Raw genomic sequence first — 26,272 nt, 5'->3', positions numbered from 1 at the left:
TAATACGCAAAACACCCTCGGGAACTTTCTCTTTTTCCCGATTTCAATGCAATTTATCCATTCCGGCTTTCTCCCACCAACCTTTTCCGAATCAATCGGAAGGCTGATTTGTCAACTGATTGTAGAACTGATCCACAATCTTGACAAAAATAGCCCGCTCTTCCGGAGGCACCGAATCCATCAACTTACGGGTTTCTTCATCCATGTAGGAACAGAGCATTTTGAAATTCATCTTCCCTTTTTCAGACAACGTAATGCAAATTGACCTCCTGTCGTGGGGATTCTGAGTCCGTACAAACAACCCTTTCCTTACCATGCCTTCTACAAAAACGGAAGCCGACGGCAGAGCCATCCCCAAAACCTCCGCCAGTTCCTTCAGAGGAATACCCTCCGGCGTACGCAACGTCATATGGCTGACGGCAACCAAGGCATGCTTTTGACGGGCCGTCAAATTCAAGAGCCAATCGACATCCTCTTTACTACGCGTCGATAAAAAATTTTCGTGCAATTTATCCAGAACACGGTGTATCCGGAAGAATATCTGGTTACCTGGAGGAGGGGGTATATCCACATCGCGTTAGTAACTCATCTTCATTTTGTTGTCAAACAACAACTATTCCCTATTGTAAATATTTCATACGTCTTCGGATTATTCCGCAGGAGAATCCAAAATTAATCGCCTTAAATTCACTCGAAAAATCCATTCACCCCGACAGCTAGCTTGACTTGACCAAGAGGTGGAAATACTCTCCCGAAAACCTACGGTTTGCATGACAAATCCGGTCGTTTTCTCCCGCTCCTCTTCACAACAGGACAACAAAAAGGAACAAACATGGCTCAACGTACTGATATCCACAAAATCCTCATCATCGGCTCCGGCCCCATCATCATCGGCCAGGCCTGTGAATTCGACTATTCGGGCACGCAGGCTTGCAAGGCTCTTCGCAATGCAGGCTACGAAGTCGTTCTGGTGAATTCCAATCCGGCCACGATCATGACGGATCCGGCCATGGCCGACCATACCTACATTGAGCCCCTGACCATTGACCGCATCACCGCCGTCATCGATAAGGAACGTCCGGATGCCCTGCTTCCCAACCTCGGTGGTCAAACGGCCCTCAACCTTGCATCCAAACTCCATGAAGAAGGCATCCTCTCCAAGTTCAATGTGGAGGTCATCGGCGTGGACCTGGAAGCCATCGCCCGTGGAGAAGACCGGATCATTTTCAAGGAAACCATGGGTAAAATCGGCGTACCCGTAGCTGCGTCCGAACCAATCTATACCGTCGAAGAAGCCGAGAAAGTTGCCGAAAAGCTCGGTTATCCCGTCGTCCTCCGCCCTGCCTACACCATGGGCGGTACCGGTGGCGGCATCGTCTACAATGTCGAGGAATTACGGGATGTCGTTGCCCGCGGCCTCGCCGCCTCTCTCATCAACCAGGTGCTCGTTGAAGAATGCGCCCTCGGCTGGGAAGAACTGGAACTTGAAGTCGTCCGTGACCAAAAGGGACAGAAAATCACCGTCTGCTTCATCGAAAACGTCGACCCCATGGGTGTCCACACGGGAGACAGCTTCTGTGTCGCCCCCATGCTGACCGTTCCCCAGGAAGTCCAGAACAAACTCCAGGACTACTCCTACCGCATCCTCGACGCCATCGGTGTCACCGGCGGTACCAATGTCCAGTTTGCCCACAACCGAGAAGACGGGCGCATCATCGTCATCGAAATCAATCCTCGTACGTCCCGTTCATCCGCCCTGGCATCCAAAGCCACCGGATTCCCTATTGCGTCGGTTTCCACCCAGCTCGCCACCGGCATCACGCTGGACGAGCTCCCCTATTGGAGAAAGGGATCTCTCGAAAAATACGAACCGTACGGCGATTACGTCGTCGTCAAATTTGCCCGCTGGGCCTTTGAAAAATTCCCGAAAGCCGCCGACAAGCTCGGTACCCAGATGAAGGCTGTCGGTGAAGTCATGAGTATCGGCAAAAACTTCAAGGAAGCCTTCCAGAAGGCGATCCGTTCCCTCGAAATCGGCCGCAGCGGCCTGGGTCGCGTCAAAAAAATCGCCGCACTCAGCGACACGGAACTGAAATCACGCATCACCTACGGCAACAGCCAGCGCTTCTTCCAGGTGTACGAACTCCTCTACCGCGGTACGCCCGTCAGCGAAATTGTCAAACTCACCAGCATCACTCCCTTCTTCATCGAACAAATGAAGGAACTGGCCGACTTCGATGTCGCCCTCAACCAGTACACCTGGGACACTCTGCCCATCGAAGTACTCAAGCAAGCCAAGAAGGAAGGGTTCTCCGACAAATATCTTGCCCACGCTTTCGGTATCGAAGAAAAACTGGTGCGCCAGCGCCGCATCGAAGCCGGCATCATCGCTACCTACCACACGGTGCCCGTCAGCGGCGTGGAAAATGCGGAATACTACTATTCCTCCTACAATGGCTCTGCCGACGAAGTACCGACATCCGACCACAAGAAAATCCTTATCATCGGCGGCGGTCCCAACCGCATCGGCCAGGGGATCGAATTCGACTACACCTGTGTCCATGCCGCTTTTGCCCTGCGCGACGCAGGTTACGAGTCCATCATGATCAACTGTAACCCGGAAACCGTCTCCACGGACTTCGATACAGCCAACAAACTCTACTTCGAACCTATCACGGTAGAAGACGTCCTGACCATCTACGACAAGGAAAAACCCGAAGGAGTCATCGTCCAATTCGGAGGCCAAACCCCGCTGAACATTGCCCAGGCGCTCAAGGATGCCGGCGTCAAAATCCTCGGTACCCAGCCGGAAGGTATCCGCCTTGCCGAAGACCGCGAATACTTCCGCGAACGTATGATCGCTCTGGATATACTCCAGCCGGAGAGCGGCACAGCCCGTTCCCTGGAAGAAGCCATCGAACTCGGACGCAAGATCGGCTATCCCGTCATGGTCCGGCCGTCCTTCGTGCTCGGCGGCCGCGGCATGGAAGTCATCTACGACGAAGAAACTCTCAAGAGGTATGCCGTCGAAGCGATCCAGGTCAGCCCGGAATATCCGATGCTCATCGACCGCTTCCTCGACAACGCCACGGAAGCCGAAGTCGATGCCTTGGCCGACGGCGAAGATACCTTCGTCGCCACCGTCATGGAGCACATCGAGCTTGCGGGTATTCACTCCGGAGACTCTGCCTGTTCCATCCCTCCGACGAGTATCCCGGAAAAGCATATTCGCACGATCGAAGACCACGCCGCCAAAATTGCCCGCGACTTCAAAGTCCATGGCATCTTGAACGTCCAGTTCGCCATCTGCGACGATGAGGTATACATCATCGAAGCCAATCCGCGCGCCTCCCGTACCGTTCCCATCGTCTCGAAGGTAACAGGCGTACAAATGGCCCGCTATGCCACTCAAATCATGCTGGGAGAGACGCTCAAGAGCCTCGGTGTCAAGCCTCGGCCCACTCGTTTCATCGGAGTCAAGGAGGCAGTATTCCCCTTCAACATGTTCCCGGAAGTGGACCCCGTTCTCGGCCCCGAAATGCGTGCTACCGGCGAAGTACTGGGCGTAGCCGAAGACTTCGGCATGGCCTACTACAAATCCCAGGAAGCCGCGGGCTGTACCCTGCCGACCTCCGGCAAGGTTTTACTGACCGTTTCCGACCGGGCCAAGAAAGATATCGCTCCGCTTGCCCGCGATCTGGCAGATCTCGGTTTCACCCTCGTTGCAACGGAAGGTACGGCAGACTGTCTCAGCCGGGAAGGCATCTCCACGGAAGCCGCCCTTAAGCTGCACGAAGGCCGCCCGAATCTTGCGGACATGATCAAAAACAAGCAAATCAATCTGATCATCAACACTCCGGCCGGGCGTGACAGCAAAATTGATGATTCCTACATCCGCATGCTTGCCATCCGTCACAAGATCCCGTACATGACAACCATCGCTGCAGCCAAGGCGACTGTAGCCGCAATCCGTGCCGCTCAGACGAAAACCAGTATTCCAAAATCATTGCAAGAATACCATAACGCCTGACGGATATCGGCTTACACCATTTCTGCCTTTTCCTCATCCCTCCGGATGCCTTTCAGCATTCGGAGGGGTATTTTTTCACGGTTATTCTATTTTCCGTGTAATAATCGCCAGAAAGGGAACGTATATGGGATAAGACCGATTTTATGAAATATCCTATCATCCTCAGCAGTATTGCCGGTTTGACTCTTGCCGGGACTATTCTGGCCGCCGATCAGTCCGTCACCATGACCTCTCCGGACGGTCAACTCGTCTGGAAACTCGACTCCCACGACGGCAAAGCCACGCAATCTCTGCAGAAAAAAGACAAAACCATTCTGGAACCATCCCAACTCGGCATCAAAATCAATGACAAGGACATTGCCGACGGAATCAAAGGATGGAACTTGCAAAAAGTAGCCGAAAACACGAAGGAAACTTTTGAAACCCGGGGGAAATATCCTTCCGGATCCGTCGAATTCAACGAATATCTGGCCTCGGGAGACAACGCGGACATCTGCATTCGTGCACGCGTCTTCAATGACGGCGTCGCTTTCCGTTACGAATGGACGGATGAGATGAAATCGGCTCCGACCTTGGCTATCGGCAGCGAAAACACGTCCTTCACATTCCCCGGCGACGCCACACTCTGGACTCAGGATGCCAATTCTGCTCTCGGTCCCTGCGAAGGTGTCTGGAGCCCTTCCAAAATAGCCGACTTCAAGAAGGACAAGAAGAATCCCCGCAGCTATGTCAGAAGCATGCCCATTACGGTGGAACTCCCGGATGGAGGCTTCGCGTTCATCCAGGAGGCAAGCAATTTCGATAAACAATGGGGCGGCATCAAATTCGCCCTCGACGAAGGGTCCTGCAAGGCTCTTCATTTCCAGGACCCTCAGGGATTCTCAGTTCCGTCTTCGATTTCCATGCCCTGGAGAGTCATCCTCGTCGCCGACAATTTGAATGCCCTGCTCCACAACGATATCGTCACATCGTTGGCTCCGGAACCCGATAAAACGATCCTTCCGGATGGTTCCCGTTCATCCTGGATCAAGCCCGGCCGTTCCACATGGACCTGGTGGGACCGCGGCAATGTCAGGGAAGACGACCAGTACTCCTTCGTAGACATGGCTTCCGACTTCGGCTGGGAATACCATCTCGTCGACGAAGGCTGGAAAAAATGGGGCAAATCCCTTGATGAAAGCATCGACAAAGTTGCCAAGCTCGTCCAATACGCCGCCGATAAAAACGTAGGCATCTGGATCTGGCTGCGCTGGTCGGACGTCAACAACCCGGCCAATGACTGGGAAAGCATGCGTACCTTCTTCGAGAAAATCGCAAAAACGGGGATTAAAGGAATCAAGATCGATTTCATGGACTCCGCCTCCAAGGAACGACTTGCTTTCTACGATGCCGTTGCCAAAAACCTGGCTAAAAACAAGATCATGGTCAACTTCCACGGTGCCAATACCCCTACGGGTGAAGAACGCGCCTGGCCTCATGAAATGACCCGTGAAGGCATCTACGGAGGCGAGCAAAACATCTGGGGTACCATCAGCGGCCAGCACTACTGCGCCCTCCCCTTCACACGCCTCGTCTCCGGACACGCGGATTTCACCGGCGGCTACTTCGGCCACGGAGTCAAGCTGCGCGGCTCCTCCTGGCCCCTGCAAATGGCCACCAACATCATCTACACGTCCCCGCTGCTGCACTGGATTTCCAATCCCAAGGATATGGAAGCCGCATTTCCGAAAGGCTCGCCGGAACGCGATCTCATCCGCAATATTCCTTCCACATGGGATGAGACTATCGTCCTTTCTCCCTCCAAAATCGGAGAATGCGCCGCCTTTGCTCGCCGAAGCGGCGACCAGTGGTACATTGCTCTCATGAATGGCGATGCCGGAGAACGCACCGTTTCTATCCCCCTTGACTTCCTCAAGAAGGACATTCCCTACAAGGCCACCATCCTCCGCGATCTCTCCGACAAGAACGACGGATGGAACGTGGAAACCAAAGATGTCTCCAGCCAGGACAAACTTGACTTCACCATGCGCGTCAAGGGCGGCGGTATCGCCCGGCTCGTACCCGCCGGCAAATAAAAGGAAAAAATTAGTTATTCGTTTATCCCGAACGGCAGGATGGAGGTATTATGCCTCCGTCCTGCCGTTTTTTTTCGAGACGAGAGTACTGACCTTTGTCTTGCCTTTCGAAATAGGCAGACGCACAATTCCGCGAATCACGTAAATCCAGTCTGCGCGATCATCCGTACATTACTATTTCCCAAGAAATTTGTTTATGAGTGTAGCCGCCTGCCTCGCCGCCTTTATCTTTGTCGCCTCTTACACACTGATCGTCTCCGAGAAAATCCACCGGACCATCGTCGCTCTTTTCGGCGCCGTCCTCATGATTCTGACGGGGATTCTCACACAGGAGCAGGCCATCTCCTATATTGATTTCAATACGTTAGGTCTCTTGATCGGAATGATGATCCTGGTGACGATTACCATGCAAACGGGAGTTTTCAGCTACATGGCGGTATGGTCGGCCAAAAAGGCACGGGGCAATCCCATTCTGCTGCTGGTTTTCCTGTCGGTGCTGACGGCATTCTGCTCGGCCTTCCTGGACAACGTCACAACCGTCCTCCTGATGATTCCGGTCACATTCAGCATCACGGCAGACATCAAAGTCCCTGCTCGGCCTTTCATCATTGCCCAGATCATGGCCTCTAACATCGGCGGTACCGCTACCCTCATCGGCGATCCGCCCAACATTATGATCGGCAGCGCCGTCAAAGAACTGGACTTCATATCATTCTTAAGCAACCTGGGAGATATTTGCCTGGTCATCCTGGCCGTCACGATCGCCATCATCGTCCTCATCTACAGAAAGGACTTGAAGACAACTCCGGAACTGCGCCGAAAGATCATGAACATGAACGAACGCAGCCTGATAAAAAAACCAATCCTGCTCAAGAAATGCCTTACCGTCCTGGCCATGACCGTCCTCATGTTCATCTTTCACGGACAAATTGGCATGGAATCCGGTACCGTTGCCCTGGCCGGAGCTTCCTTCCTCATGCTTCTGACACTCTCCAGCAATACCCGGATTCTGGAAAACGTCTTCAGCCGGGTCGAATGGACGGCCATCTTCTTCTTCGTCGGGCTTTTCATTCTGGTTGGTGCTCTCGTCCAAACCGGAATCATCAACGAACTGGCTCAATTCACGATGCACGCCACCAAGGGCGACCATACCGTCACGACGATGGCCATCCTCTTCCTCAGTGCGATCATGTCCGCTTTCGTCGATAATATTCCGTTTGTTGCCACCATGATCCCCCTGATCAAGGACATGGGGGCCATGGGAATGACAAATCTGGAACCTCTCTGGTGGGCACTGTCCCTGGGCGCCTGCCTGGGAGGCAACGGCACGATTGTCGGAGCAAGCGCCAATGTCGTTGCAATCAGCATCGCCTCCAAGCGCGGTTGCAGCATCTCCTTCCTCCAATTCATGAAGGTGGCCTTTCCTCTGATGATGCTTTCCGTCTGTATCTCGGCCGTCTACATCTACGTCCGGTATCTGTAAAGTAAACCGGACAGGAAAAACGCTTCAGGGGAAATCCCCGACAACAAGAAATTATGACCGTGAAGCGAGCCAGGCCACGGCTTTTTCCAAGGCGCGAGCCCGGTGGGACATTGAGTTTTTGACGTCACCGGGCAACTCGGCAAAAGTCTTGTCGTAACCCTCCGGTATAAATAACGGGTCATAACCAAAACCGCCCTCCCCGCGCTTCTCCGCCACCATGCGGCCTTCCACACTGCCGGAAAATTCGGCAATGACACATCCGTCCTTTGCCAGAACCATCACACAGCGGAACCGTGCCGCCGCTTTCTCCGAAGAGTCGGCTCCGACACGTTTCAGTTCGCTGATCATGAAAGCATTGTTCTTGTCATGATTTCCTTCCTCTCCGCCAAAACTTGACGACCATACGCCGGGTTTGCCACCCAAGGCGTCCACCTCAATGCCGGAATCATCCGCCAGAATGATCCCGGGGATGCATTTGGAAGCGGAAACCGCCTTCAACGTAGCATTTTCCAAAAACGTCGTCCCCGTTTCTTCGACGGAAGGCGCCTCCGGAAAGGAGGACAAATCACGGACTTCGTAGGAATCCGCCAGCATGGCACGGATTTCATCCGTCTTGTGGGCATTGCGTGTTGCAATCACGAGAAGAGGTTTCATAAGCGAAGAAAAGGGGGCAGCAATCCGTCAATCGAGTTCCAACGATACGGGACAATGGTCCGATCCCATCACATCCTGATGGATGGAGGCCGCCTTGACACACGGCATCAACGCCTGCGACACACAGAAATAATCGATGCGCCATCCCACATTGCGGGCGCGGGCTCCGCCACGATACGACCACCAGGAGTACTCGTCACGGGCATCGGGATGCAAGGCCCGGAAGGTATCAACAAAACCGGATTGGAGAAGTTCCGTAAAATCGGCACGCTCCTCATCGGAAAAACCGGCGGAAAAATGATTCGTATCCGGACGGGCAATGTCGATTTCCTCATGAGCGACATTCAAATCGCCACAAAAGACAACCGGCTTTTTACCCGCCAGAGCGACAACGTATTTCCTGAACGCTTCATCCCATTCCTGCCGATACGGAAGGCGGGCCAGTTCATTCTGCGAATTGGGAGTATAGCAATTGACGAGGTAGAAGCGCTCGAACTCCATCGTGCAAACACGCCCCTCCCGGTCATGGTCGGGCCAGCCGATTCCCGTCGTCACAGCCAAAGGAGCAATTCGGCTCAAGGTCAACACGCCGGAATATCCGGGTTTCTCCGCCGGATTCCAGAGCTGGTGAGGCCATGCAGCCAGCCACAAGTCGGCGACCTGTTCCGGTCGCGCCTTGATCTCCTGGAAACAGACGATGTCGGGTTGCAGGGAATCCACAGCTTCGGGAAGTCCCTTCCCCAGCGTGGCTCGGAGTCCATTGACATTCCAGGATACCAGTTTCATATGAGCGATGTAGTTGATTGTTTCTTTCCCCCGATTTTACAGGGCATGCAGTGAAATCTTATATTTCTTGCACAGTTCGGCGACTTCCTCCTGCTGGAGAAGAATCGTCCGACCCGCTTCCATGACAATCTGGGAAATACCCGCATCACGGCAGTTTTCCAGCGTTTGCACACCCACAACCGGGACATCGAAACGCATATCGTGATTAGGCTTGGCAACCTTGGCCAACGTCACGTCACGTCCATTGCCCAAGGCTCCTCCACGCTTGATGCACTCATTGGTGCCTTCAAATCCTTCCACCGCCAGCACCGTTCCATGGCGGACAACCACGGACTGCCCGATATCCAGCCTGCTGACTTCTTTGGCAATATCCATGCCGTACCTGGCATCCTCCATCTGCCGGGGAGAAGGAAGCGGACCGGCAATATGACCGGCCACAGGAATATAGTCGTCCATAAATGTCGTGGAAGAAATCACCTCCAATCCAAACTCGGCAGCTTCATCGGCAATCGCTCCGAAAATCGTTTCCGCATTCCTCCGGGGGAGGCGAGCAAGAAGCATGAGCGCCCGCAAGTCGGGCCGCAGGTTAAACAGGTTCTTCGGAGCAAGCTGCCCCACCATCGCAACCTTTTCAACACCGTTCTTTTTCAGAAACTTGAATGGCTTGCTAATCTGGCCCACGCGGAACCATTCCACCTTGTCCGCCAGTTCATCAATGTCCGGTTTTGTCTCGCCTTGGAACGCCACGGCAACAATTCGAATACCCGGAACGCGCCTGCGGGCTCCTTCGATGATCATGCGGGGATACAATCCGTTCCCGGCAACAACGCCTAATGTCGACAGTTCTCCCTCCGTTCCCATCATCATTTTGAGTTTTACAGATATTCAGGACGTTGCAAAAGCTCGGCAACTCGGCGGAGCAATCTCCCGGCATCGCCGCCGTCAATAACGCGGTGATCGAATGTACCGACGATATTGGCTTTGGATACCGGAATGAAAGCTTCGACTTCATCACTCCACACGGGAGCCTTCGTCACGGCGCCCACCCCCAGAATCAGGGACTCGCTCGGCATCGGCATCGGAGACGCCATCGTCAAACCGAATCCGCCGAAGTTGGTCACAGTAGCGATTCCTCCCGTCTGCTCTTCCATCGACAAACGGCGGCTGCGGGACAAGGCAATCAGGCGATTGTATTCGTCGAGCAACTCGTCCAGGGTAAATTCGTTCACACGGCGCAACACGGGCACCATGACGCCATCAGCCACCTGGGCGGCGATACCGATATCGATCGACCTGGGCATCAGAATATTCTCACCGACGAGGTAACCGGCGCATTCCGGATGTTCCGCCAAAGCCAAGGCAAAGGCACGGACGAAATATAAAGTCACGCCGGGACGGCGCGGATGGTTCGAACGGTGCTTCAGCACCGGATCCATATACACCGGCCTTCCGGCGGAAGCCAGCGGACGAGTCCAACTCCGGCGCATGGAATCGGCCACGGCCAGACGCATGGAAGAAGCGCGCTTCTTCGGCCACTCCTTCACGTAATCCAGAAAGTCTTCCAAGTCGTCAATCGTTACGCGGCCTCCGGAACCGGAACCGGTAATAAACGCAATATCGGAAGCGCGCATCCCCAATTCATCCATCCGGGCCTTCATGCGGGGAGACAGATAGTGGGCGCCCTTCATCCCTACAGGGACAGGCAGACCGCGGACGCTCGGCTGGACGACAGGATTGGATTGTTCCCGGAATTCACCGGTCACCTGGAAGTGGACTCCGGTATCATTTCCCGCGCCTCCGTCGGTAGAAGGCAGTGTCGGGACGGATTCCGGACTGCCAGGCAGGGACGGAGCTTCGTCATCGCCCAGCGGCCGGGCTCCCGAGCGTTCGATTTCTTCCTCGCTCGCTTCCACCATGGCCATGCAGGAACCGACAACGACGGAATCGCCTTCCTTGATTAGAATGTCCGTCAGGACACCGCTGCAAACCGTCGTCACCCCCATGGTGGCCTTGTTGGTTTCCACCTCGAAGATTTCCTGATCGGCTTCAACCTTTTCACCCGTGGAAACAAGCAGGCGCAATACGGTTGCCTCGGCGATCGACTCACCGAGCTGCGGCATGAGAATGGGTACTTTCGGCATGATGGTATGAGGGAAATAAAATATTAAATAGCAAGAAGATGGCGGATAGCGGAAGCAATGGATTCCAGCGTCGGGCGGTGAACCTTCCACAGGTTCGGATGTTTGGGAATCGGGCAGTCCTTGGCATTGAGCCTCATCGGAGGTGCATCCAACAAGTGGAATCCTTCCGCGACAATGCGTGAAACGACCTCGGCCGTAACGCCTCCCCACGGGAAATCCTCGCCTACGACGAGAACGCGTCCCGTGCGAGCCACGGAAGCAATAATCGTATCAATATCAAGCGGCTTGACCGTCCTCAAATCGACAACTTCCACCTCGTACCCACCTTCCTCTTCCAGCAAATCGGCAGCACGCACTGCCTCGTGCACCATCGCGCTGTACGCTACCACCGTCGCATGCTTGCCCGGGCGGGCGACGCGGGCCTGCCCAAAAGGCAGAACCGGTTCATCGCGGTATGACTCGGCCTTCAGCCAGCGGTACAGGAACTTGTGCTCCATGAAAATGACCGGATCCGGCAACTCGACCGCTTGGCGGAGCATCCAGTAGGCATCGGCTACGGTTGCAGGCGTCATCACGTGCAAGCCCGGGAAATGGGCAAACAGGGCTTCGACGCACTGGCTGTGGAAGGGACCGCCGCCTGGCGTCCCCCCGCTGGGCAGACGCACCGTCATGTTAACGGGGACGCCCGTCCGGTAGTAATGGGTGGATGCCATATTGGCAATCTGGTTCAGGGCAATCGTACTGAAATCGGCAAACTGAACCTCGAGAATAGGCTTCTTCCCCGCAATAGCGGCGCCGATAGCCAATCCAGTCATCGCATCTTCGCTGATCGGGGCATCGATCACACGGCCGGGAAACCGTTCCTTCAAGTACTTCGTCGCCTTGAAAGCGCCGCCGAAGACGCCGATGTCCTGGCCGTAGATAAACACATCGGGATCTTCCCTCAGCAGGTCCTCCTGGGCATCCCTGATGGCGTCAATGTATGTAATGCTCATGTTTCGCCGTTCCGTTCAATAAAGTTAATAAGGTCTCCACACCGTTGCGCTCCAATCCTCGCGGAAAGGATCCGGTTCCGGTTCCCGTTGGGCCTGGGCGACAGCGGCCTGCACATCGTTCGTCGCTTCATCCTTCCACGCGGCAATGTCTTCTTCCGAAATCCATCCGCATGCCACAAGCTGCCTTCCGGCAACCGCCAAAGGATCGCGTTCGGCGTACTTTTCCTTCAGTTCCGCCGGAATATACGAGGCATCGTCATGCTCCCCGTGCCCGCACATGCGGAGCGTATTCGCCAGAATCCATTGGGGACCGTTTCCGGTCCGCGCACGCTCCACAGCCGTTTTAAACACCCGGAGCGTTGCCAGAAGATCCGTCCCGTCGACTTCGTAGGTTTCCATCCCGAAGCCGCGTCCCCTGTCCGTCAGGCTCTTGCAGCCGAATTCGCGTGTATTGGGAGTCGAATAGGCAAACTGATTGTTGGAGACCACCAGCACAAGGGGAAGTTTTTCCACGGACGCCAGGTTGCATGCCTCATTGAAAGCACCGGTGGATGTCGTTCCATCCCCGCAGAACACCATGGCGATGCGTCCGTCCAGCTTGCCGTCCAGTTTGTAGGCAAACAACTCGCCCAAAGCCACGGCTACCGTCGCTCCCAAATGGGAAATAGGAATCACATAGCCGATTTCCGGCTTGGCGCGATGGACGTCGCCGTCGCGACCTTTCGTATAACCGAGCACCGATCCCAGATAGGACCGTGCCGCCTCAATAATCGGTTCGCCGTATGCCAGACGTCCCGCCTGCTCGCGAATAAAAGGAGCAAACACATCTTCACCCATGCGGGCAAACACGCCGCCGGATGCCGCAATAGCCTCATGTCCACGGCCAAGAAACACACCGCCCGTGATCTTCCCCGCCTTGTAAAGGCTTGAAATTTTACTATCGAACGCCCTCGCCATCAACATGGCCCTATAGGCACGGACGGCGGGCTCCTTCAATTCCGATACATTGATTCCTGAGTCAGGCACGGAGCTATATTATACGTCTGCTTCGGGAAATCAATTGTTTCCCTCAAAAAGATCGGGCATGAAATCCGGTAAAAGCCCGTATCCCGGACATCGGAGGCGTGTTGGGAGCCTTCCTTCTCTTCACCCCTCCACAACAGAAGCCACAGCGTTTCCCACCGGACTCCGCCAAAATCCATCCCTATCTCATAAAACACCTGAAGGTGTTTAGTCTTAACTCTTATAATATTATTCGTTTTCCGGAGCCAAACGAGAAGAAACATTTTCTTTAGAATCCGTTATATTCAGCGAATCTTTCAGTTTACGCACATCATTCTCTAATCCAGTAATTTCTTCTTTTGATTTTTTACTTTTAGTTTTTACTATTTTTATTATATCAGTTATATCAAATGGGACCACAACCGATGTCCCATCACTTCGCTGAAGCACGACGCTATAAGTAGTACACCCACCAAGATAACCAGAAAATCCTCCAACAAGCTTGTAATCTTTATACAACGTTCCAGCATAATCAAAAAGCACATTACGGATATCATCTAGAGATTGAGGATTTTTGAATTCGTTATTTTTTAATTTAAGAGGCGTTTCAGAATGCAAGACAAGTACAGGCAGTTGATTGCAAATATTACCTGAAGGATCAGCAGCTCGACCTATACATGAACAAGAAAATAAAATACCTAACAGAAGTATAGCAATTTTTTTCGTTTTCATAATTTATTTATATTTACGGTTGTGACACACAAGCACATTCGACACATTTTAAAAACAGATATACACGAGAATAATCCTGAAATCAACGAAAAAACAAAAAGGGAAGCACCATCGCAAGCCTTACTTACAGTAGATTCCTAATCAATGACTGGCAATCACTTGCAGCTCATCCGGAAGCATGTCAAATCCTGACGCATGAAATTCCAATCCCAGTCAAGGGAATTTCATGCGCCAGGATTACCTTATTTTCCTAGTAACACACTTATTCCCTGTCTCTCGCATTCAGAAACATCATGGCGTAATAGAGCAACATGGCAAGAGAAGAAAGGGCACCGACGACGTAGGTCATGGCCGCCCAAAACAAGGCATTTTTCGCACGCCCCTGTTCCATGCTACCGATGATGCCGGAACCTTCCAGCCATTTCAGAGCACGGGCCGAAGCATCGAATTCGACGGGCAGAGTCACGAAGGCGAAGAGAGTCGTCATCGCAAAAAGGACAACGCCAATGCCAAGCACCAGAGGACCGCTCCCCATCGCCAACAGGATAATTCCGGCCAGTAAAACCCACTGAACCAGGTTGGAGGAAAGCTGGACGATCGGGACAAGAGCCGATCTCAGACCCAACCAATGGTAGGCGCGGGCATGCTGGACGGCATGGCCGACTTCATGGGCAGCCACAGCCGCTGCGGCCACGCTATTGCTCATGTACACGCCTTCACTGAGGTTCACCGTTTTGTTGGAGGGATTGTAATGATCCGTCAACATGCCGGGCGTACTCACGACGGAAACGTCGGTAATGTTGTTGTCGCGCAGCATTTTCTCCGCAACTTGCCGTCCCGTCATGCTAATGGGAATGTTGGAGTATTCGTGAAAGCGGCTCTTCATCGTGGAACTCACCAGCCAGCTCAAAAGCATGGAACCGATGATAATAAACCAATAGATGCCATTCATCGAAAAGCCCTGGTGAGCCCCCGCATCCGGGGACACATAATATGCCAGGGGCAACAAGGATGATAAACAATCTGATATAGCAGTCATTGTCTTTTAGAATAGGCACAACGACACTTCGTTCAACAGGGAAGTATGACTGTCCCCTGCCTCTCCCGTGTCAGCATATCTCCCGGGAAAGGAAGAGGGACAAGGAGCTCCTTTTCTTCTCCGAAGAAGTTCATCTACCTCGCTTATTCGGCATGCGGCTTGTGAGGTTCCAGCATCTGAAGGCGCTCGCGTTCTTTATCCCTGGAGAGGCGGCGGGCTTCCTTGGTCAGAGCCAGCTGCATCCGGAACGGTTTGACGCCTTTGGCCCTGCTCACGGGCTTACCCGTGCCATCCGGTTGAATCTCGTACGCCTGGACGTTATCCTTGAAGCAGGCATCGAGGATTCCGCGCAAGCGGCGTTTGAGCCGGGGGGACTGGACAGGCACCATCAATTCGACGCGTTTGTCAAGATTGCGGGTCATCCAGTCGGCGCTGGCAATGAACAGAAGGGTATTGCCGCCGTGGTGGAACTGGAAAATGCGGGCGTGTTCCAGATATCTGTCGACAATGCTGACAACCTGAATCGGCTTGCCTTTGCCGCGACTCCCCGTCTTCAGGCAACAGATACCACGGATATTGAGCAGGATTTCCACGCCGGCATCGGCAGCGCGGTAAAGAGCGTCGATGATCTGCTTATCCTGGAGGCTGTTCATTTTGGCCCGGATTTTAGCCGGTTCCCCCTGCCGGGCGCGTTCCGCCTCGCTGGCGATCAATTCCAAAAGGCGATCCTTCATCATGCGGGGCGAGGGATAGAGTTCCCGGAAGCGCATCATTTTGGTACGCCCAGTTACGGAGTTGAAGAATTGGGAAGCGTCCGCTCCCAGGGCATCATTGCAAGTCAAATAGGAAATATCCGTGTAGATGCGGGCGGTGTTTTCATTGTAGTTGCCCGTGCCATAGTGGCAATAACGGCGCAGATAGCCGGATTCCCGGCGGACGACAAGACAGATTTTCGCATGTGTCTTGAGACCTTTGACGCCATAGACGACCTGGACTCCGGCCCTCTGCAATTCCTCCGCCTTTTCCAGATTGCGGGCTTCGTCGAAACGGGCCTTCAGTTCGACAAGAGCAGTCACCTGCTTGCCGTTTTCCGCGGCACGCGTCAGTGCAGAGACGATGCGGGAACCTTTCGCCGTCCGGTACAAAACCTGCTTGATGGCAATCACGTCGGGATCGACGGCAGCTTCTTCCACCAGCCGCAAGACGGGTTCAAAACTCTCATAAGGGTGGTTCAACAAAATGTCCCCGTTAGCGATATTGTCAAAGATCGACAACGCCGGATCCATGGATGCGGAAGACTGGGGCAGCCATTGATCCACTTTCAACTGGTCGTTGCCGGGCGCAAAGGCCATTTCCATAAAATCACTCAGCATCAACGGGCCGCTCAAAGCGTAAATATCCGATTTGCCCACACGGACAATTCCCTGGATGCGTTCCGCCAACTGAGGATCGGCGGAATCTTCAATTTCAAGCCGGACACATTCCGAATACTGGCGGGCAACGAGGACTTCCTCCATTTCGTCCGCAAAGTCGAACGCGTCGTTCTCCTGCACGGCGATATCTCCATTGCGCGTGACACGGAAAACGGCCGTGTTCAACAGGGTTTCCCCCGGGAACATGCCCCCGATGAACATGCGGATGAGTTCTTCCGACATCACATAGCGCTCGTGCTCGGAGTCGGGGATAAAGATGCGTCGCGGCAAGCTGTCCGGCACGGCTACGACACAAAGGCGTTTCGTTTTCTTGTCGTTGTCCTGCAAGCTGACTGCCATCAACAGTTTGAGGGACGGCAAGGGGATGCCACCCTCGGGCAATTCCTCATCCATCGCCAGAGGTGTCAGCAGGGGGAACACCTGGTTGAGGTAGTATTGCTCCAGCGAAACACGCTGGGCAGGCGTCAAATCATCCATCGGCACGGGACAGACCTTTTCAATCTCCATCAGAGGGAGAACTTCCTCCTGCCATAGGGAATATTGCATATCGATCATCTGACGGACACGTTTGTGGATCAATTGGAGCTGGCGAGTCGGCGTCAGACCGCACATGTCTTTGACTCGCGCACCGGTACGGCGCATCATCTGCAGACCGCCAACGCGCACCATGAAAAATTCATCCAGGTTGGATGCCGTGATGGCCAGGAATTTGACGCGTTCCAGCAAGGGGAGGTCGTTCCTTGCCGCCTGGTCGAGGACGCGCTGGTTGAACTCCAGCCAGGATAGTTCTCTGTTGATGTATTGGTCAGCCATGATCGGTACGGGTGAAATGTTGGAATATAAAAATACGGGAGTGACAATTTATCGGCGGTCCGGTACCAGAACGATGTCGCAGCCGAAAATATCCGAAAAGAGGTCTCCTTTGATACGCAGGGCCATTTCTTCGACTGTCGTATCTCGCACATCTTTCAGCAAAAGCTCCAGGTTACGTCCGCGAAGCCTGGCCTCGACGCCTTTGACGCGCAGGGCATGTCCGCGTTCCAGGGCATCCGCCACACGGAGGATAGCCGCCATTTTGGAGACGCGCATGCGGTCGGTCTGGTCGAGATCGGCGTACAACACCTCGGACTTGGACGGGGTCTCGCGTCTGTGATAGCGTGCGAGCAGGGCGACAATTTCGACGTCATCACGGGAAAGTCCGAAAATTTCGCTATTGAGAATGATGTACTGGGAATGCTTGTTATGATGACGCGGGCTGATGTAGGTGCCGACTTCATGCAGAATGGCGGCCACTTGCAGCAGCAGGCGGTCATGCTCCGTCAGGCGATGAAGATCCTGCAAATCGACGAACAGGCTGTCACACAACCGGGCGACATGCATCCGGTGGTCTTTGTCCGCCATATAGCGGTCCGCCAGAATTCCGGCAAAATGCAGGACCTCCCCCTCCAGATCCCCGGGATTCTGTTCCGCACGGATCAGACTCAAGATGAATTCCTGGTCGTAGGATGAAGTCGGTACGATCACTTCCCTGGGAGCCAGGGCCCGCACAATGGACTGGTTGATGATCAAAGCCGGGAGAAGGGCATCAACCGTAGCAAAATCGGCGTCATAGGCCAGCATGCGCTGTTCCGTCGTCATCCGCACCATCTTCTCGGCTACTTTCGTAAACATCTCGACATTGACACGACCTTCCCGACCGGGTTTGAAAAGATTGCGCAACCGTTGCACTTCCTCTCCAATCAGGATGATGGAGGCCAGATCCTTGACAAAAGCATAATCCACCCGGATTTGGTCAATCTGTCCCCGTATATGCTCCCGCATCACGGCCAGTTCCGCCGGATCGTCGCCGAAATCCTCCTCTCCGATCGCTTCTCCCGTCCGATGAACACCCAGCCGATGACTGGAATACCGGGTAATACGCCCTTTCTCGAACAGGAGAATACGCGTATTTCCGGGACCGACATGAACGATCATCGTGTTCTTTTTCTGGAAATTAGGATAATGGAGCAACGTTTCCTGAACTTTAACGTAAATCAGACGGGTCATTTTGCCGTCGTCAATCAAACGACCACGAAGTCCGTGAGCCACGTGCATTCGGTTGATGAACACATCCACGTTCCCAGCCTCCGAGATAATGTTGGACATGACGAAGTGCGTAGACAGATCCGTACCGCTCCCATATTCGCGAAGAATGGCCATGTAATCCCCCATAACCTGGGCGCACCGGTCCATAGTCGAACGGGAAATCCTCCCATTGCGGAAAACATCGCGGGCCAAGGGCACCGGCTGAGTCAGAAAGTCAATCACCCGGACATCACCATCGTGGATTTCAGTAACAATCAGACTCATGGAACTGGGGCCGAGGTAAATGAAAGCCTGTGTCTGAATCTGCGTATTCTTGACTGTCTCTCCGGAATTCATGTCGGGTGAAGGATAAATGCTGATATTGACTTCGGACGCATGGGAAAAAGTGACGATTTCATCACATTTCCAACGCCCCAAGTATCCGAAGTGTAGGTCAAGCGTTCCCGATTGCAAGCCCGATCCCCATTCTGGAGCCAGGGAGAACGTCTTACGGCGTCATCCATTTCAAATACCTTGACAGGAATAGTCTTCAGAGGATTTCCTGAATCAGGAAAACATATTCTCATGCTTCATAACATCACATTGATACCCACTCTCGTCGGAGCATTGACGGCAGCACTGATTCTCGGCTTCATCAGCCAAAAGCTGAAACTTTCCCCCATTGTCGGCTATCTGCTGGCCGGCGTCATCGTCGGTCCGTATTCCCCGGGATTCGTCGCAGATGCGGCAACGGCGGAGGAATGTTCGGAAATAGGCATCATCCTGCTTATGTTCGGAGTCGGCCTTCACTTTCACCTCAAGGATTTAATCTCCGTCCAGAAAATCGCCGTTCCCGGAGCTATCGTCCAAATTACGGCAGCTACCATTCTCGGCAGCGTAGCGACGCATTTCTTCGGTTGGAGCTGGCTCAGCGGAGCCGTCTTCGGGATTTCCATTTCAGTGGCCAGTACGGTTGTCCTGACCCGAGTTCTAAGCGACAACCGGGTTCTGCATACACCAGGCGGCCACGTAGCCCTGGGATGGCTGATCGTAGAAGATCTTTTCACCATTCTAGTTCTGGTGATCCTCCCTGTCATTTTGCAACCGGACGGAGGAAACGTGTGGGCCACTCTGGGTGTGACGACGCTAAAAATCGCCGGACTAATCCTCTTCACCTTGATTGTCGGGCAAAAACTCATTCCGCTCCTCCTCACCTATGTAGCCCGTACCGGAACTCGGGATCTTTTCACCCTGGCCGTCCTTGTGCTGGCACTCGGCATCGCCGTGGGTTCCGCCTACTTTTTCGGGGCCTCCATGGCATTGGGGGCATTTCTGGCCGGTATGGTTGTCGGGCAATCCGAGTTCAGTGCGCGTGCCGCTTCGGAGGCTCTGCCCATGCGCGACGCCTTCGCGGTACTGTTTTTCGTTTCCGTCGGGATGTTGTTCAACCCCGCCGACCTCGTCGAGCACTGGCAGCTGATCCTCGTCACCCTTGCCATTGTCATGCTTGGTAAACCGCTGGCTTCCCTGATTGTCGTCCTGTTTCTTCGCAAGCCATTGAAACTGGCCCTAATCGTATCCGTCGCCCTCGCGCAAATAGGAGAATTTTCCTTCATCCTGGCAGCCATGGGCAAGAAATACGATATCCTGCCCCCCGAAGCTTCGGGAGCCATCATTGTGGCCGCCGTTATCTCCATTACACTGAACCCAATCATCTACTCGCGCATCAACCCCATGTTCCGAAAACTGGAACAAACCAGGCTTCACGCATGGATCATGCGCCGGGATCATGAAAACTCCCTGCCTCCCGTCACCGAAGATACGCAGCGCCTCATCGTCGTCGGATTCGGCCCGGTCGGCAGAACGCTTGTCCGAATCCTGGAACGAAACAACATCGAACCGGTCATCATTGAGATGAATATCGATACTGTCAAAAAACTGAGGAAAGAAAACAAGCTCGTCGTCCACGGAGACGCCACCCTCCCGGAAGTTTTGAACCACGCCGGAGTCAACAAGGCGCAAGGCATCATCATTTCCTCCTCGGCCATTCCTTCCCGGGAAGTCGTGGAGGCGGCCCGCTCCATCAATCCCGATATCCCCGTTACCATCTACTCCTTCTATCTACGCGATGTCAAAATACTCAGGGGGAAAAAGAACACCACCGTCATCTCGGGAGAGGAATCGGCGGCCATCGCCATGGCTTCCCATCTCATGAGAACCCTGGGGGCAACAGAAGAACAGATCGACAACGAGCAGCGGAGGATCCACGAAACTCTTTCCTAGCGCCCCATCCTCATTCAGTCCTTCGAACTGAAAAACAGGGATTATTTTGCAAGATCACCTACAGGAATACCGTATTACTGTAGTAGTAGAATGAAATCGTCCCGTTTACCCTCCCTTTTATTAATTCCTCTTCTGGCGGCATCGTCTCTCCTTGCGGCTTCCGCCATTACCCAAAGAGAAATTACGGCAGCCAGCGAAGTTATTAAACGATTCACTGATTCGGAAGGGCCCAGGCTCCGGATCGGCGGGATCGACTCTGAAAACGGAAATCCCGTCTATGCGACAAAGGCAACCGAGGAAGGCCTTACCATCTCAGGCAGCAGCGGTGTCGCCATCTGCAAAGGATTCTACGACTACGTCAAATCCCAGGGAGCCGGCATTTCCAGTTGGACGGGTAAAAGATTCGAACTCCCCATCCTGCCGGAACTCACCGGCAAAGAAACCAAAGTGGTTTCTCCTGTAAAATACCACTACTATTTCAATGTCGTCACCTACGGTTATACCATGCCCTATTGGGACTGGCCCCGGTGGGAAAAGGAAATCGACTGGATGGCCTTGCACGGTATCGATATGCCACTGGCTCTCGTCGCCCACGAAGCCATCACCGCCCGGGTGTTCAAAAAACTGGGGCTGAGCGACAAGGAAATTTCCGAATATTTTGTCGGTCCGGCCCATCTTCCCTGGATGCGCATGGGAAACATCAGCGGTATCGACGGGCCTCTGCCGGAAGAATGGCATAAGGATCAGGTCGCCCTTCAGCATAAGATCCTTGAACGCATGCGCTCCCTGGGTATGACTCCTATCTGCCCCGGTTTTTCCGGATTTGTCCCGCCTGCTATCAAACGCCTGTATCCGGACATCAAGCTCGTCGAAACCCATTGGGCCGGTTCATTCAAAAATTGGATGCTGTCCCCCGACCAAAAACTGTTTACTAAAATCGGCAAGATGTTCGTCATGGAATGGGAAAAGGAATTCGGTCCCTGCTCCCATTATCTCGTCGACAGCTTCAATGAAATGGATGTCCCCTTCCCCCCGCACGGGACACCGGAACGTTACAAGCTTCTCGCCGATTACGGAGATAAAGTTTACCAGTCCATCAAGGAGGGTTCCCCCAGAGCCGTATGGGTCATGCAAGGCTGGATGTTCGGCTACCAGCGTAACATTTGGGATCCCAAGTCGCTTGAAGCACTCGTCAGCAAAGTGCCGGACGATAAGATGCTGCTGCTCGACCTCGCCGTCGATTACAATAAAAACTTCTGGAACAACGGAACCAACTGGGATTTCTACAAAGGATTCTTCAATAAGGACTGGATCTACAGCGTCATCCCCAATATGGGAGGTAAAACAGGCATGACCGGAGTCCTCGACTTTTACGCCAATGGACACCTGGAAGCTCTCAATTCACCCAACCGAGGCCATCTTGCAGGTATCGGCATGGCTCCGGAAGGCTTCGAAAACAATGAAGTCATCTACGAACTCATGGCTGATGCAGGGTGGTCGGACAAGCCCATCGACCTTGATGCCTGGCTTAAAAACTACGACATCTGCCGATACGGCGATACAGACAAAGCCCTGGACGATTACTGGAAAATCATCCGCCAATCCGTCTACGGCTCTTTTACCGACCATCCGCGTTTCAATTGGCAGTTCCGCCCCGGACGCATCGGCAAAGGTTCCATCAATACCAATCCGGAATTCTACCAGGCCATCGAACGTTTCGCCTCCTGCGCCAACGATTTCAGAGACAGCGATCTGTACGTATCCGACCTGACCGAGCTTACAGCTGCCTATCTTGGAGGGAAAATCGAACTCCTGATCCAGGCTAGCGAAATGGCCATGCAAGACGACAACATGGATCAAGCCAAACGGTATGAACAGGAAATCGAAGCCCTCATGAGCGGCATGGACCGCCTGCTCGCCTCCCATCCCATCCATCGCCTTGATGTCTGGCTCAATTATGCCCGGAAGCACGGCTCATCCCAGGAGCTTAAGGACTACTACGAAAAAAACGCCCGCCGTCTGGTCACAATCTGGGGACCTCCCATTGATGATTATGCAGCTAAAATATGGTCCGGTTTGATCCGGGACTATTATCTACCCCGCCGCAAAGAATATCTGAAAGCGAAATTCGATCCATCCGTCAAAATCGACCTTCCGGCCTGGGAACGCGACTGGGTAGAAAAAAACCGAGGGGTATCGCCGGTTTCCCCCTTTGAAGACCCTGTCGCCGCAGCCCGGGAATTGATCGCACGAGCCGCCAAAGTCTCTCCCGATATCATCAAACAGCCGGAAGGAATCCTGATCGGAACCTGGAATCCCGAAACCGTCGGTACGGAGTGGAAGGAATTGTCATGGTCTGTCTCTCCATCCGCGCTGAAGCAAGCCAAAGCCCTTCGCTTTTCATACACGAAAGGCACCAATAAACTCGAAATCAGCCATGTAAGGATAGAAATGGACGGCAACACCGTCGCTGACATCCAACAAAATGGAACAACGGGAATTGAAAATATCAATAATGTCTATCGGTTCCGTATCCCGCAGGATGCCCAGGGCAACAACTCATGCCGCATCATTGCCCGTGTCCGCTCCGACGGACAAGCAGATTCTCGCGGTAATGTTGAACTTATACCTATTTCCCAATAACCGGGAAGATAGATTATACAACCCAAATACCAATTCGCGAAGTATATTCTCGAAGATTTTCCCGAAAAACGAAATTTCTCCTTGCCCCCGACAACTCTTTATTGTATCAATAACACTATGCATTTATCTTTTATGATCAAAAGTATCGTCTGCATTCTTGGCGTGGCCATTTCCTCCATTGCTCTGGCCAATAACAATCAGGCAGCTTCCACTTCAACCATGAATAACTCAACCCAAACTACAGAAAACAAGGCTCCGTTCCAAAAGAAATATACCAATAAGGATTTCTATGACGAACAGGGCAACTTCAAACAGGATGTAGCCCGCAAGGCTTTCTACGAAATGTTCGAACATTACGGAATCCCCGTCACACCACTGATGGAAAAGGATATCTGGTTTACCGACTTCGGTCTCGGTGACTTTGAAAACGTCGGTATGGGCGGTATTTTCTGGGTTAACGACAAGGAACACAGCTATTTCGCCCACGAAATCTATCTGCTGCCGGGACAAATGATCCCCGAACACAAGCATGTCAAGACATCCATGCCTGCCAAATTCGAATCATGGATGGTACAAAAGGGAGACTGCTACAACTTCTCCGAAGTCGGAGAACCGACACCAGATGCCCCGGCTATCCCCGAATCTCAGCGTGCAACCACTATTTCCAAGAATTTCATCCACCAAAAGGCAGGTGAATTGGTTCATTTGAAGAAAATCGAAACATGGCATTTCCTGTATGCCGGACCTCATGGTGCTGTCGTTTCCGAATACGCCTGCTACCACGACAATGACGGGTTGCGTTTCTCCAACAAAAAAGCCAGCCTGTAACCCAAAAGTATAACCGGAAAACGTCTCCATACCATGAGAACTATCAACCATTTCGGAGTTCCGACCACCACCCCCCAGCCGGGAGAAGTTTACAACGAAGGATTAAGCGTCCACCTCACGGATCCCACGCAAAGCCCGAATAAAATCGAATACCTTCGTTTTGAACCCGGCAGTTGCATGTGCGAGCTGATTCAGACAGTACCGCACATCGCCTATGAGGTAGATTCCCTGGAAGAAGAACTCAAGGGAGCTACCGTTTTATTCCCCCCGACAGCCTGCAGCGATACCCTCACCATCGCCTTTATCGAAGAAGAAGGCATCCCGTTGGAACTGATGGAATTCGCCAAACACTAATACACTAATACCAAACTCTTTCCTTATTGAATCCTATGGTTTACAAATTTATCAATGCCCCGGAAGATATCACCCGGGAAGTCCTCGAAGGCTACATTGCAGCCTATCCCGACCAGGTAGCTCTGGCCGAAGAAAACATCGTCGTCCGAGCCACCCCCAAAAGCCAGGACAAAGTCGCTATCGTCACCCTCGGCGGTTCCGGTCACGAACCTGCCCTGAGCGGCTTCGTCGGAGAAGGCATGCTGGACTGTTCCGTCGTCGGGGATATCTTTGCCGCTCCCGGTGCTCAGCGTCTCTTCAAAGCGCTTCAATTGTTCAAGCGCGATGCGGGGATTTTATTGGTTGTTCTCAACCATTCCGGAGACGTCATGAGCGCCAATATGGCTGTCCAACTGGCGGAAAGAGCCGGGATCAAAGTAAAAACAATCCTTACCCACGACGATATCAGCGCAGGTCTGGACGCCCCCGACGACGATCGCCGGGGCCTCGCCGGGTGCGTACCGCTCTACAAAGTCGTTGGCGCAGCTGCCGAAGATGGTAAATCCCTGGAGGAAATTCTGGAAATCGGAGAACGTTTCAACCAAGGTATCGCAACGATTGCCGTTGCCATGCGTAGTTGTACGCATCCCCAGAACGGAGCCGTCATTGCCGAACTCCCTGAAGGGGAAATCGAAATCGGCATGGGGCAGCACGGCGAAGGAGGAGGCGGTCGCCAGCAATTCTCCAGTGCCGACAATGTCGCCACCCAAATGATCGAGCTTCTGATCAAGAAAATCAAACCGCAAGCCGGTGACAAAGTCGCTCTCTATATTAACGGAGTAGGAGCCACGACCCACATGGAATTGAGCATCGTGTTCCGCAAAGCCTCACAAATCCTCAAAGAGCGGGGCATGATTATCGCGGATTCCCGCATCGCGGAAATCCTTACCGTCCAGGAACAGGCAGGCTTCCAAATGATCCTCGCCAAATTGGATGACGATCACGCAGATCTACTCAAAAACAAAGCCTCCCATGCTCCCTATTGGACTGTCATCGGCAAATAACATGTAACCCTTGCCGTCCTTTGTCCGAAACGTCTGCCGACCTCCCGGACAAAGGCGGTTTTTCTTATGGATACGCTTACGATTCAAGACTTCAAAAAAATGCTCCAGGCTGCTCTTGAGGCAGTCAGGGCGCGGGAACAGGAATTCTCCGAACTCGATGCCGTCACAGGAGACGGCGACCATGGAACAGCCATCGTACAAGCCATGACATCCGTGGTGGAAGCCGCAGGCCCGGCTCAGGAATTCAAGCAAATGTTCAATGACATTAGTTTCAACATCATGCTGCAAACGAGCGGTTCCACCAGTACTCTCCTCGGTGGGTTCTTCCTAGGGCTTGCCGATCATTCTTCAGGAGAATCCATGACGGCGGATCAAGTCAAACAGGCATTTATGGGCGCTCTTGACGGCGTCAAAAAACAGACCAAGGCAACTGTCGGAGACAAAACGATGATGGATGCCCTCCAGCCTGCCGTCAATGCTATCGCAGCCTCAACTTCCGGCAACATTGCCGAAATCATGCAAGAGGGCGCGGCGGCAGCCATTCAGGGGGCAAAAGCCACAATCAACATGAAGGCCAACTTTGGACGAGCCAGAAACTATGGGGAAAAATCCATCGGCTTCATGGACTCCGGAGCTTCTTCCTGGTCCTGCATGTTCAATGCCTTCGCACAGGCGCTTCAATAATTT

The 26,272-nt window shown here is 53.4% G+C and carries 20 protein-coding genes; 9 read left to right on the top strand and 11 right to left on the bottom strand.

Features of this window, described 5'->3' with window-relative positions; translation table 11 throughout:
• Positions 1-91: 91 nt before the first annotated feature.
• Positions 92-457 (bottom strand): MarR family transcriptional regulator, encoded by a 366-nt coding sequence (locus QET40_RS10395; RefSeq protein WP_280127101.1) that lies wholly within the window; start codon positions 455-457, stop codon positions 92-94.
• 375 nt (positions 458-832) lie between these two features.
• Between QET40_RS10395 and carB the strand changes: the two genes are divergently transcribed.
• The 3 genes from carB to QET40_RS10380 all read left to right on the top strand — a co-directional run bounded on the left by carB (position 833) and on the right by QET40_RS10380 (position 7,588).
• Positions 833-4,030 carry a carbamoyl-phosphate synthase large subunit gene (gene carB / locus QET40_RS10390; RefSeq protein WP_280127100.1) on the top strand — a complete coding sequence of 1,066 codons (3,198 nt, stop codon included), beginning with the start codon at positions 833-835 and terminating at the stop codon, positions 4,028-4,030.
• Between the two features lie 143 nt (positions 4,031-4,173).
• Positions 4,174-6,105 carry a glycoside hydrolase family 97 protein gene (locus tag QET40_RS10385; protein WP_280127099.1) on the top strand — a complete coding sequence of 644 codons (1,932 nt, stop codon included), beginning with the start codon at positions 4,174-4,176 and terminating at the stop codon, positions 6,103-6,105.
• A gap of 196 nt (positions 6,106-6,301) precedes the next feature.
• Positions 6,302-7,588 (top strand): ArsB/NhaD family transporter, encoded by a 1,287-nt coding sequence (locus QET40_RS10380; protein WP_280127098.1) that lies wholly within the window; start codon positions 6,302-6,304, stop codon positions 7,586-7,588.
• Positions 7,589-7,639: 51 nt separating this feature from the next.
• Here QET40_RS10380 and rdgB read toward each other — a convergent pair whose 3' ends face one another.
• The 10 genes from rdgB to QET40_RS10330 all read right to left on the bottom strand — a co-directional run bounded on the left by rdgB (position 7,640) and on the right by QET40_RS10330 (position 18,791).
• Positions 7,640-8,242 carry an RdgB/HAM1 family non-canonical purine NTP pyrophosphatase gene (gene rdgB, locus QET40_RS10375; protein WP_280127097.1) on the bottom strand — a complete coding sequence of 201 codons (603 nt, stop codon included), beginning with the start codon at positions 8,240-8,242 and terminating at the stop codon, positions 7,640-7,642.
• 27 nt (positions 8,243-8,269) lie between these two features.
• A complete protein-coding gene (locus tag QET40_RS10370) occupies positions 8,270-9,028 on the bottom strand; it encodes an exodeoxyribonuclease III (RefSeq protein WP_280127096.1) in 759 nt (252 codons plus the stop codon).
• A gap of 36 nt (positions 9,029-9,064) precedes the next feature.
• Positions 9,065-9,895 carry a UDP-2,3-diacylglucosamine diphosphatase LpxI gene (lpxI, locus tag QET40_RS10365; protein ID WP_280127095.1) on the bottom strand — a complete coding sequence of 277 codons (831 nt, stop codon included), beginning with the start codon at positions 9,893-9,895 and terminating at the stop codon, positions 9,065-9,067.
• A gap of 8 nt (positions 9,896-9,903) precedes the next feature.
• Positions 9,904-11,169 (bottom strand): dihydrolipoamide acetyltransferase family protein, encoded by a 1,266-nt coding sequence (locus tag QET40_RS10360; RefSeq protein ID WP_280127094.1) that lies wholly within the window; start codon positions 11,167-11,169, stop codon positions 9,904-9,906.
• Between the two features lie 23 nt (positions 11,170-11,192).
• Positions 11,193-12,164, bottom strand: a complete 972-nt coding sequence (locus QET40_RS10355; RefSeq protein WP_280127093.1) for a transketolase C-terminal domain-containing protein — start codon at positions 12,162-12,164, stop codon at positions 11,193-11,195.
• A gap of 24 nt (positions 12,165-12,188) precedes the next feature.
• Positions 12,189-13,190 carry a thiamine pyrophosphate-dependent dehydrogenase E1 component subunit alpha gene (locus QET40_RS10350; protein WP_280127092.1) on the bottom strand — a complete coding sequence of 334 codons (1,002 nt, stop codon included), beginning with the start codon at positions 13,188-13,190 and terminating at the stop codon, positions 12,189-12,191.
• Positions 13,191-13,415: 225 nt separating this feature from the next.
• Positions 13,416-13,898, bottom strand: a complete 483-nt coding sequence (locus tag QET40_RS10345; protein ID WP_280127091.1) for a hypothetical protein — start codon at positions 13,896-13,898, stop codon at positions 13,416-13,418.
• A 262-nt stretch (positions 13,899-14,160) separates the two neighbouring features.
• Positions 14,161-14,850: a zinc metallopeptidase gene (locus QET40_RS10340; RefSeq protein WP_345783075.1), complete on the bottom strand. Its 690-nt coding sequence runs from the start codon at positions 14,848-14,850 to the stop codon at positions 14,161-14,163.
• 230 nt (positions 14,851-15,080) lie between these two features.
• A complete protein-coding gene (gene ppk1, locus QET40_RS10335) occupies positions 15,081-17,183 on the bottom strand; it encodes a polyphosphate kinase 1 (RefSeq protein WP_280127089.1) in 2,103 nt (700 codons plus the stop codon).
• A 48-nt stretch (positions 17,184-17,231) separates the two neighbouring features.
• Complete coding sequence (locus QET40_RS10330; protein ID WP_280127088.1) at positions 17,232-18,791, bottom strand: HD domain-containing protein; 1,560 nt, start codon at positions 18,789-18,791, stop codon at positions 17,232-17,234.
• Between the two features lie 228 nt (positions 18,792-19,019).
• Here QET40_RS10330 and QET40_RS10325 point away from each other — a divergent pair, with 228 nt between their 5' ends.
• The 6 genes from QET40_RS10325 (at position 19,020) to QET40_RS10300 (ending at position 26,269) form a co-directional block, all read left to right on the top strand.
• Positions 19,020-20,717 carry a cation:proton antiporter gene (locus QET40_RS10325; protein ID WP_280127087.1) on the top strand — a complete coding sequence of 566 codons (1,698 nt, stop codon included), beginning with the start codon at positions 19,020-19,022 and terminating at the stop codon, positions 20,715-20,717.
• Positions 20,718-20,807: 90 nt separating this feature from the next.
• Positions 20,808-23,360, top strand: a complete 2,553-nt coding sequence (locus tag QET40_RS10320; protein WP_280127086.1) for an alpha-N-acetylglucosaminidase — start codon at positions 20,808-20,810, stop codon at positions 23,358-23,360.
• 117 nt (positions 23,361-23,477) lie between these two features.
• Positions 23,478-24,188: a hypothetical protein gene (locus QET40_RS10315; RefSeq protein ID WP_280127085.1), complete on the top strand. Its 711-nt coding sequence runs from the start codon at positions 23,478-23,480 to the stop codon at positions 24,186-24,188.
• A 33-nt stretch (positions 24,189-24,221) separates the two neighbouring features.
• The gene (locus tag QET40_RS10310; RefSeq protein WP_280127084.1) at positions 24,222-24,542 is read left to right on the top strand and encodes a hypothetical protein; all 321 of its coding nucleotides are present in this window, start codon (positions 24,222-24,224) and stop codon (positions 24,540-24,542) included.
• Between the two features lie 26 nt (positions 24,543-24,568).
• Positions 24,569-25,585: a dihydroxyacetone kinase subunit DhaK gene (locus QET40_RS10305; RefSeq protein WP_345783069.1), complete on the top strand. Its 1,017-nt coding sequence runs from the start codon at positions 24,569-24,571 to the stop codon at positions 25,583-25,585.
• 66 nt (positions 25,586-25,651) lie between these two features.
• Entirely contained in the window at positions 25,652-26,269 is a 618-nt protein-coding gene (locus QET40_RS10300) for a DAK2 domain-containing protein (RefSeq protein ID WP_280127082.1), read from the top strand.
• Positions 26,270-26,272 lie beyond the last annotated feature (3 nt).

The sequence above is a fragment of the Akkermansia sp. N21169 genome, assembly GCF_029854675.1.
In the GTDB taxonomy this organism is placed as follows: domain Bacteria; phylum Verrucomicrobiota; class Verrucomicrobiia; order Verrucomicrobiales; family Akkermansiaceae; genus Akkermansia.
Note: the sequence above shows the minus strand (reverse complement) of the source record. Positions and strands in the feature narration are given on the sequence as shown.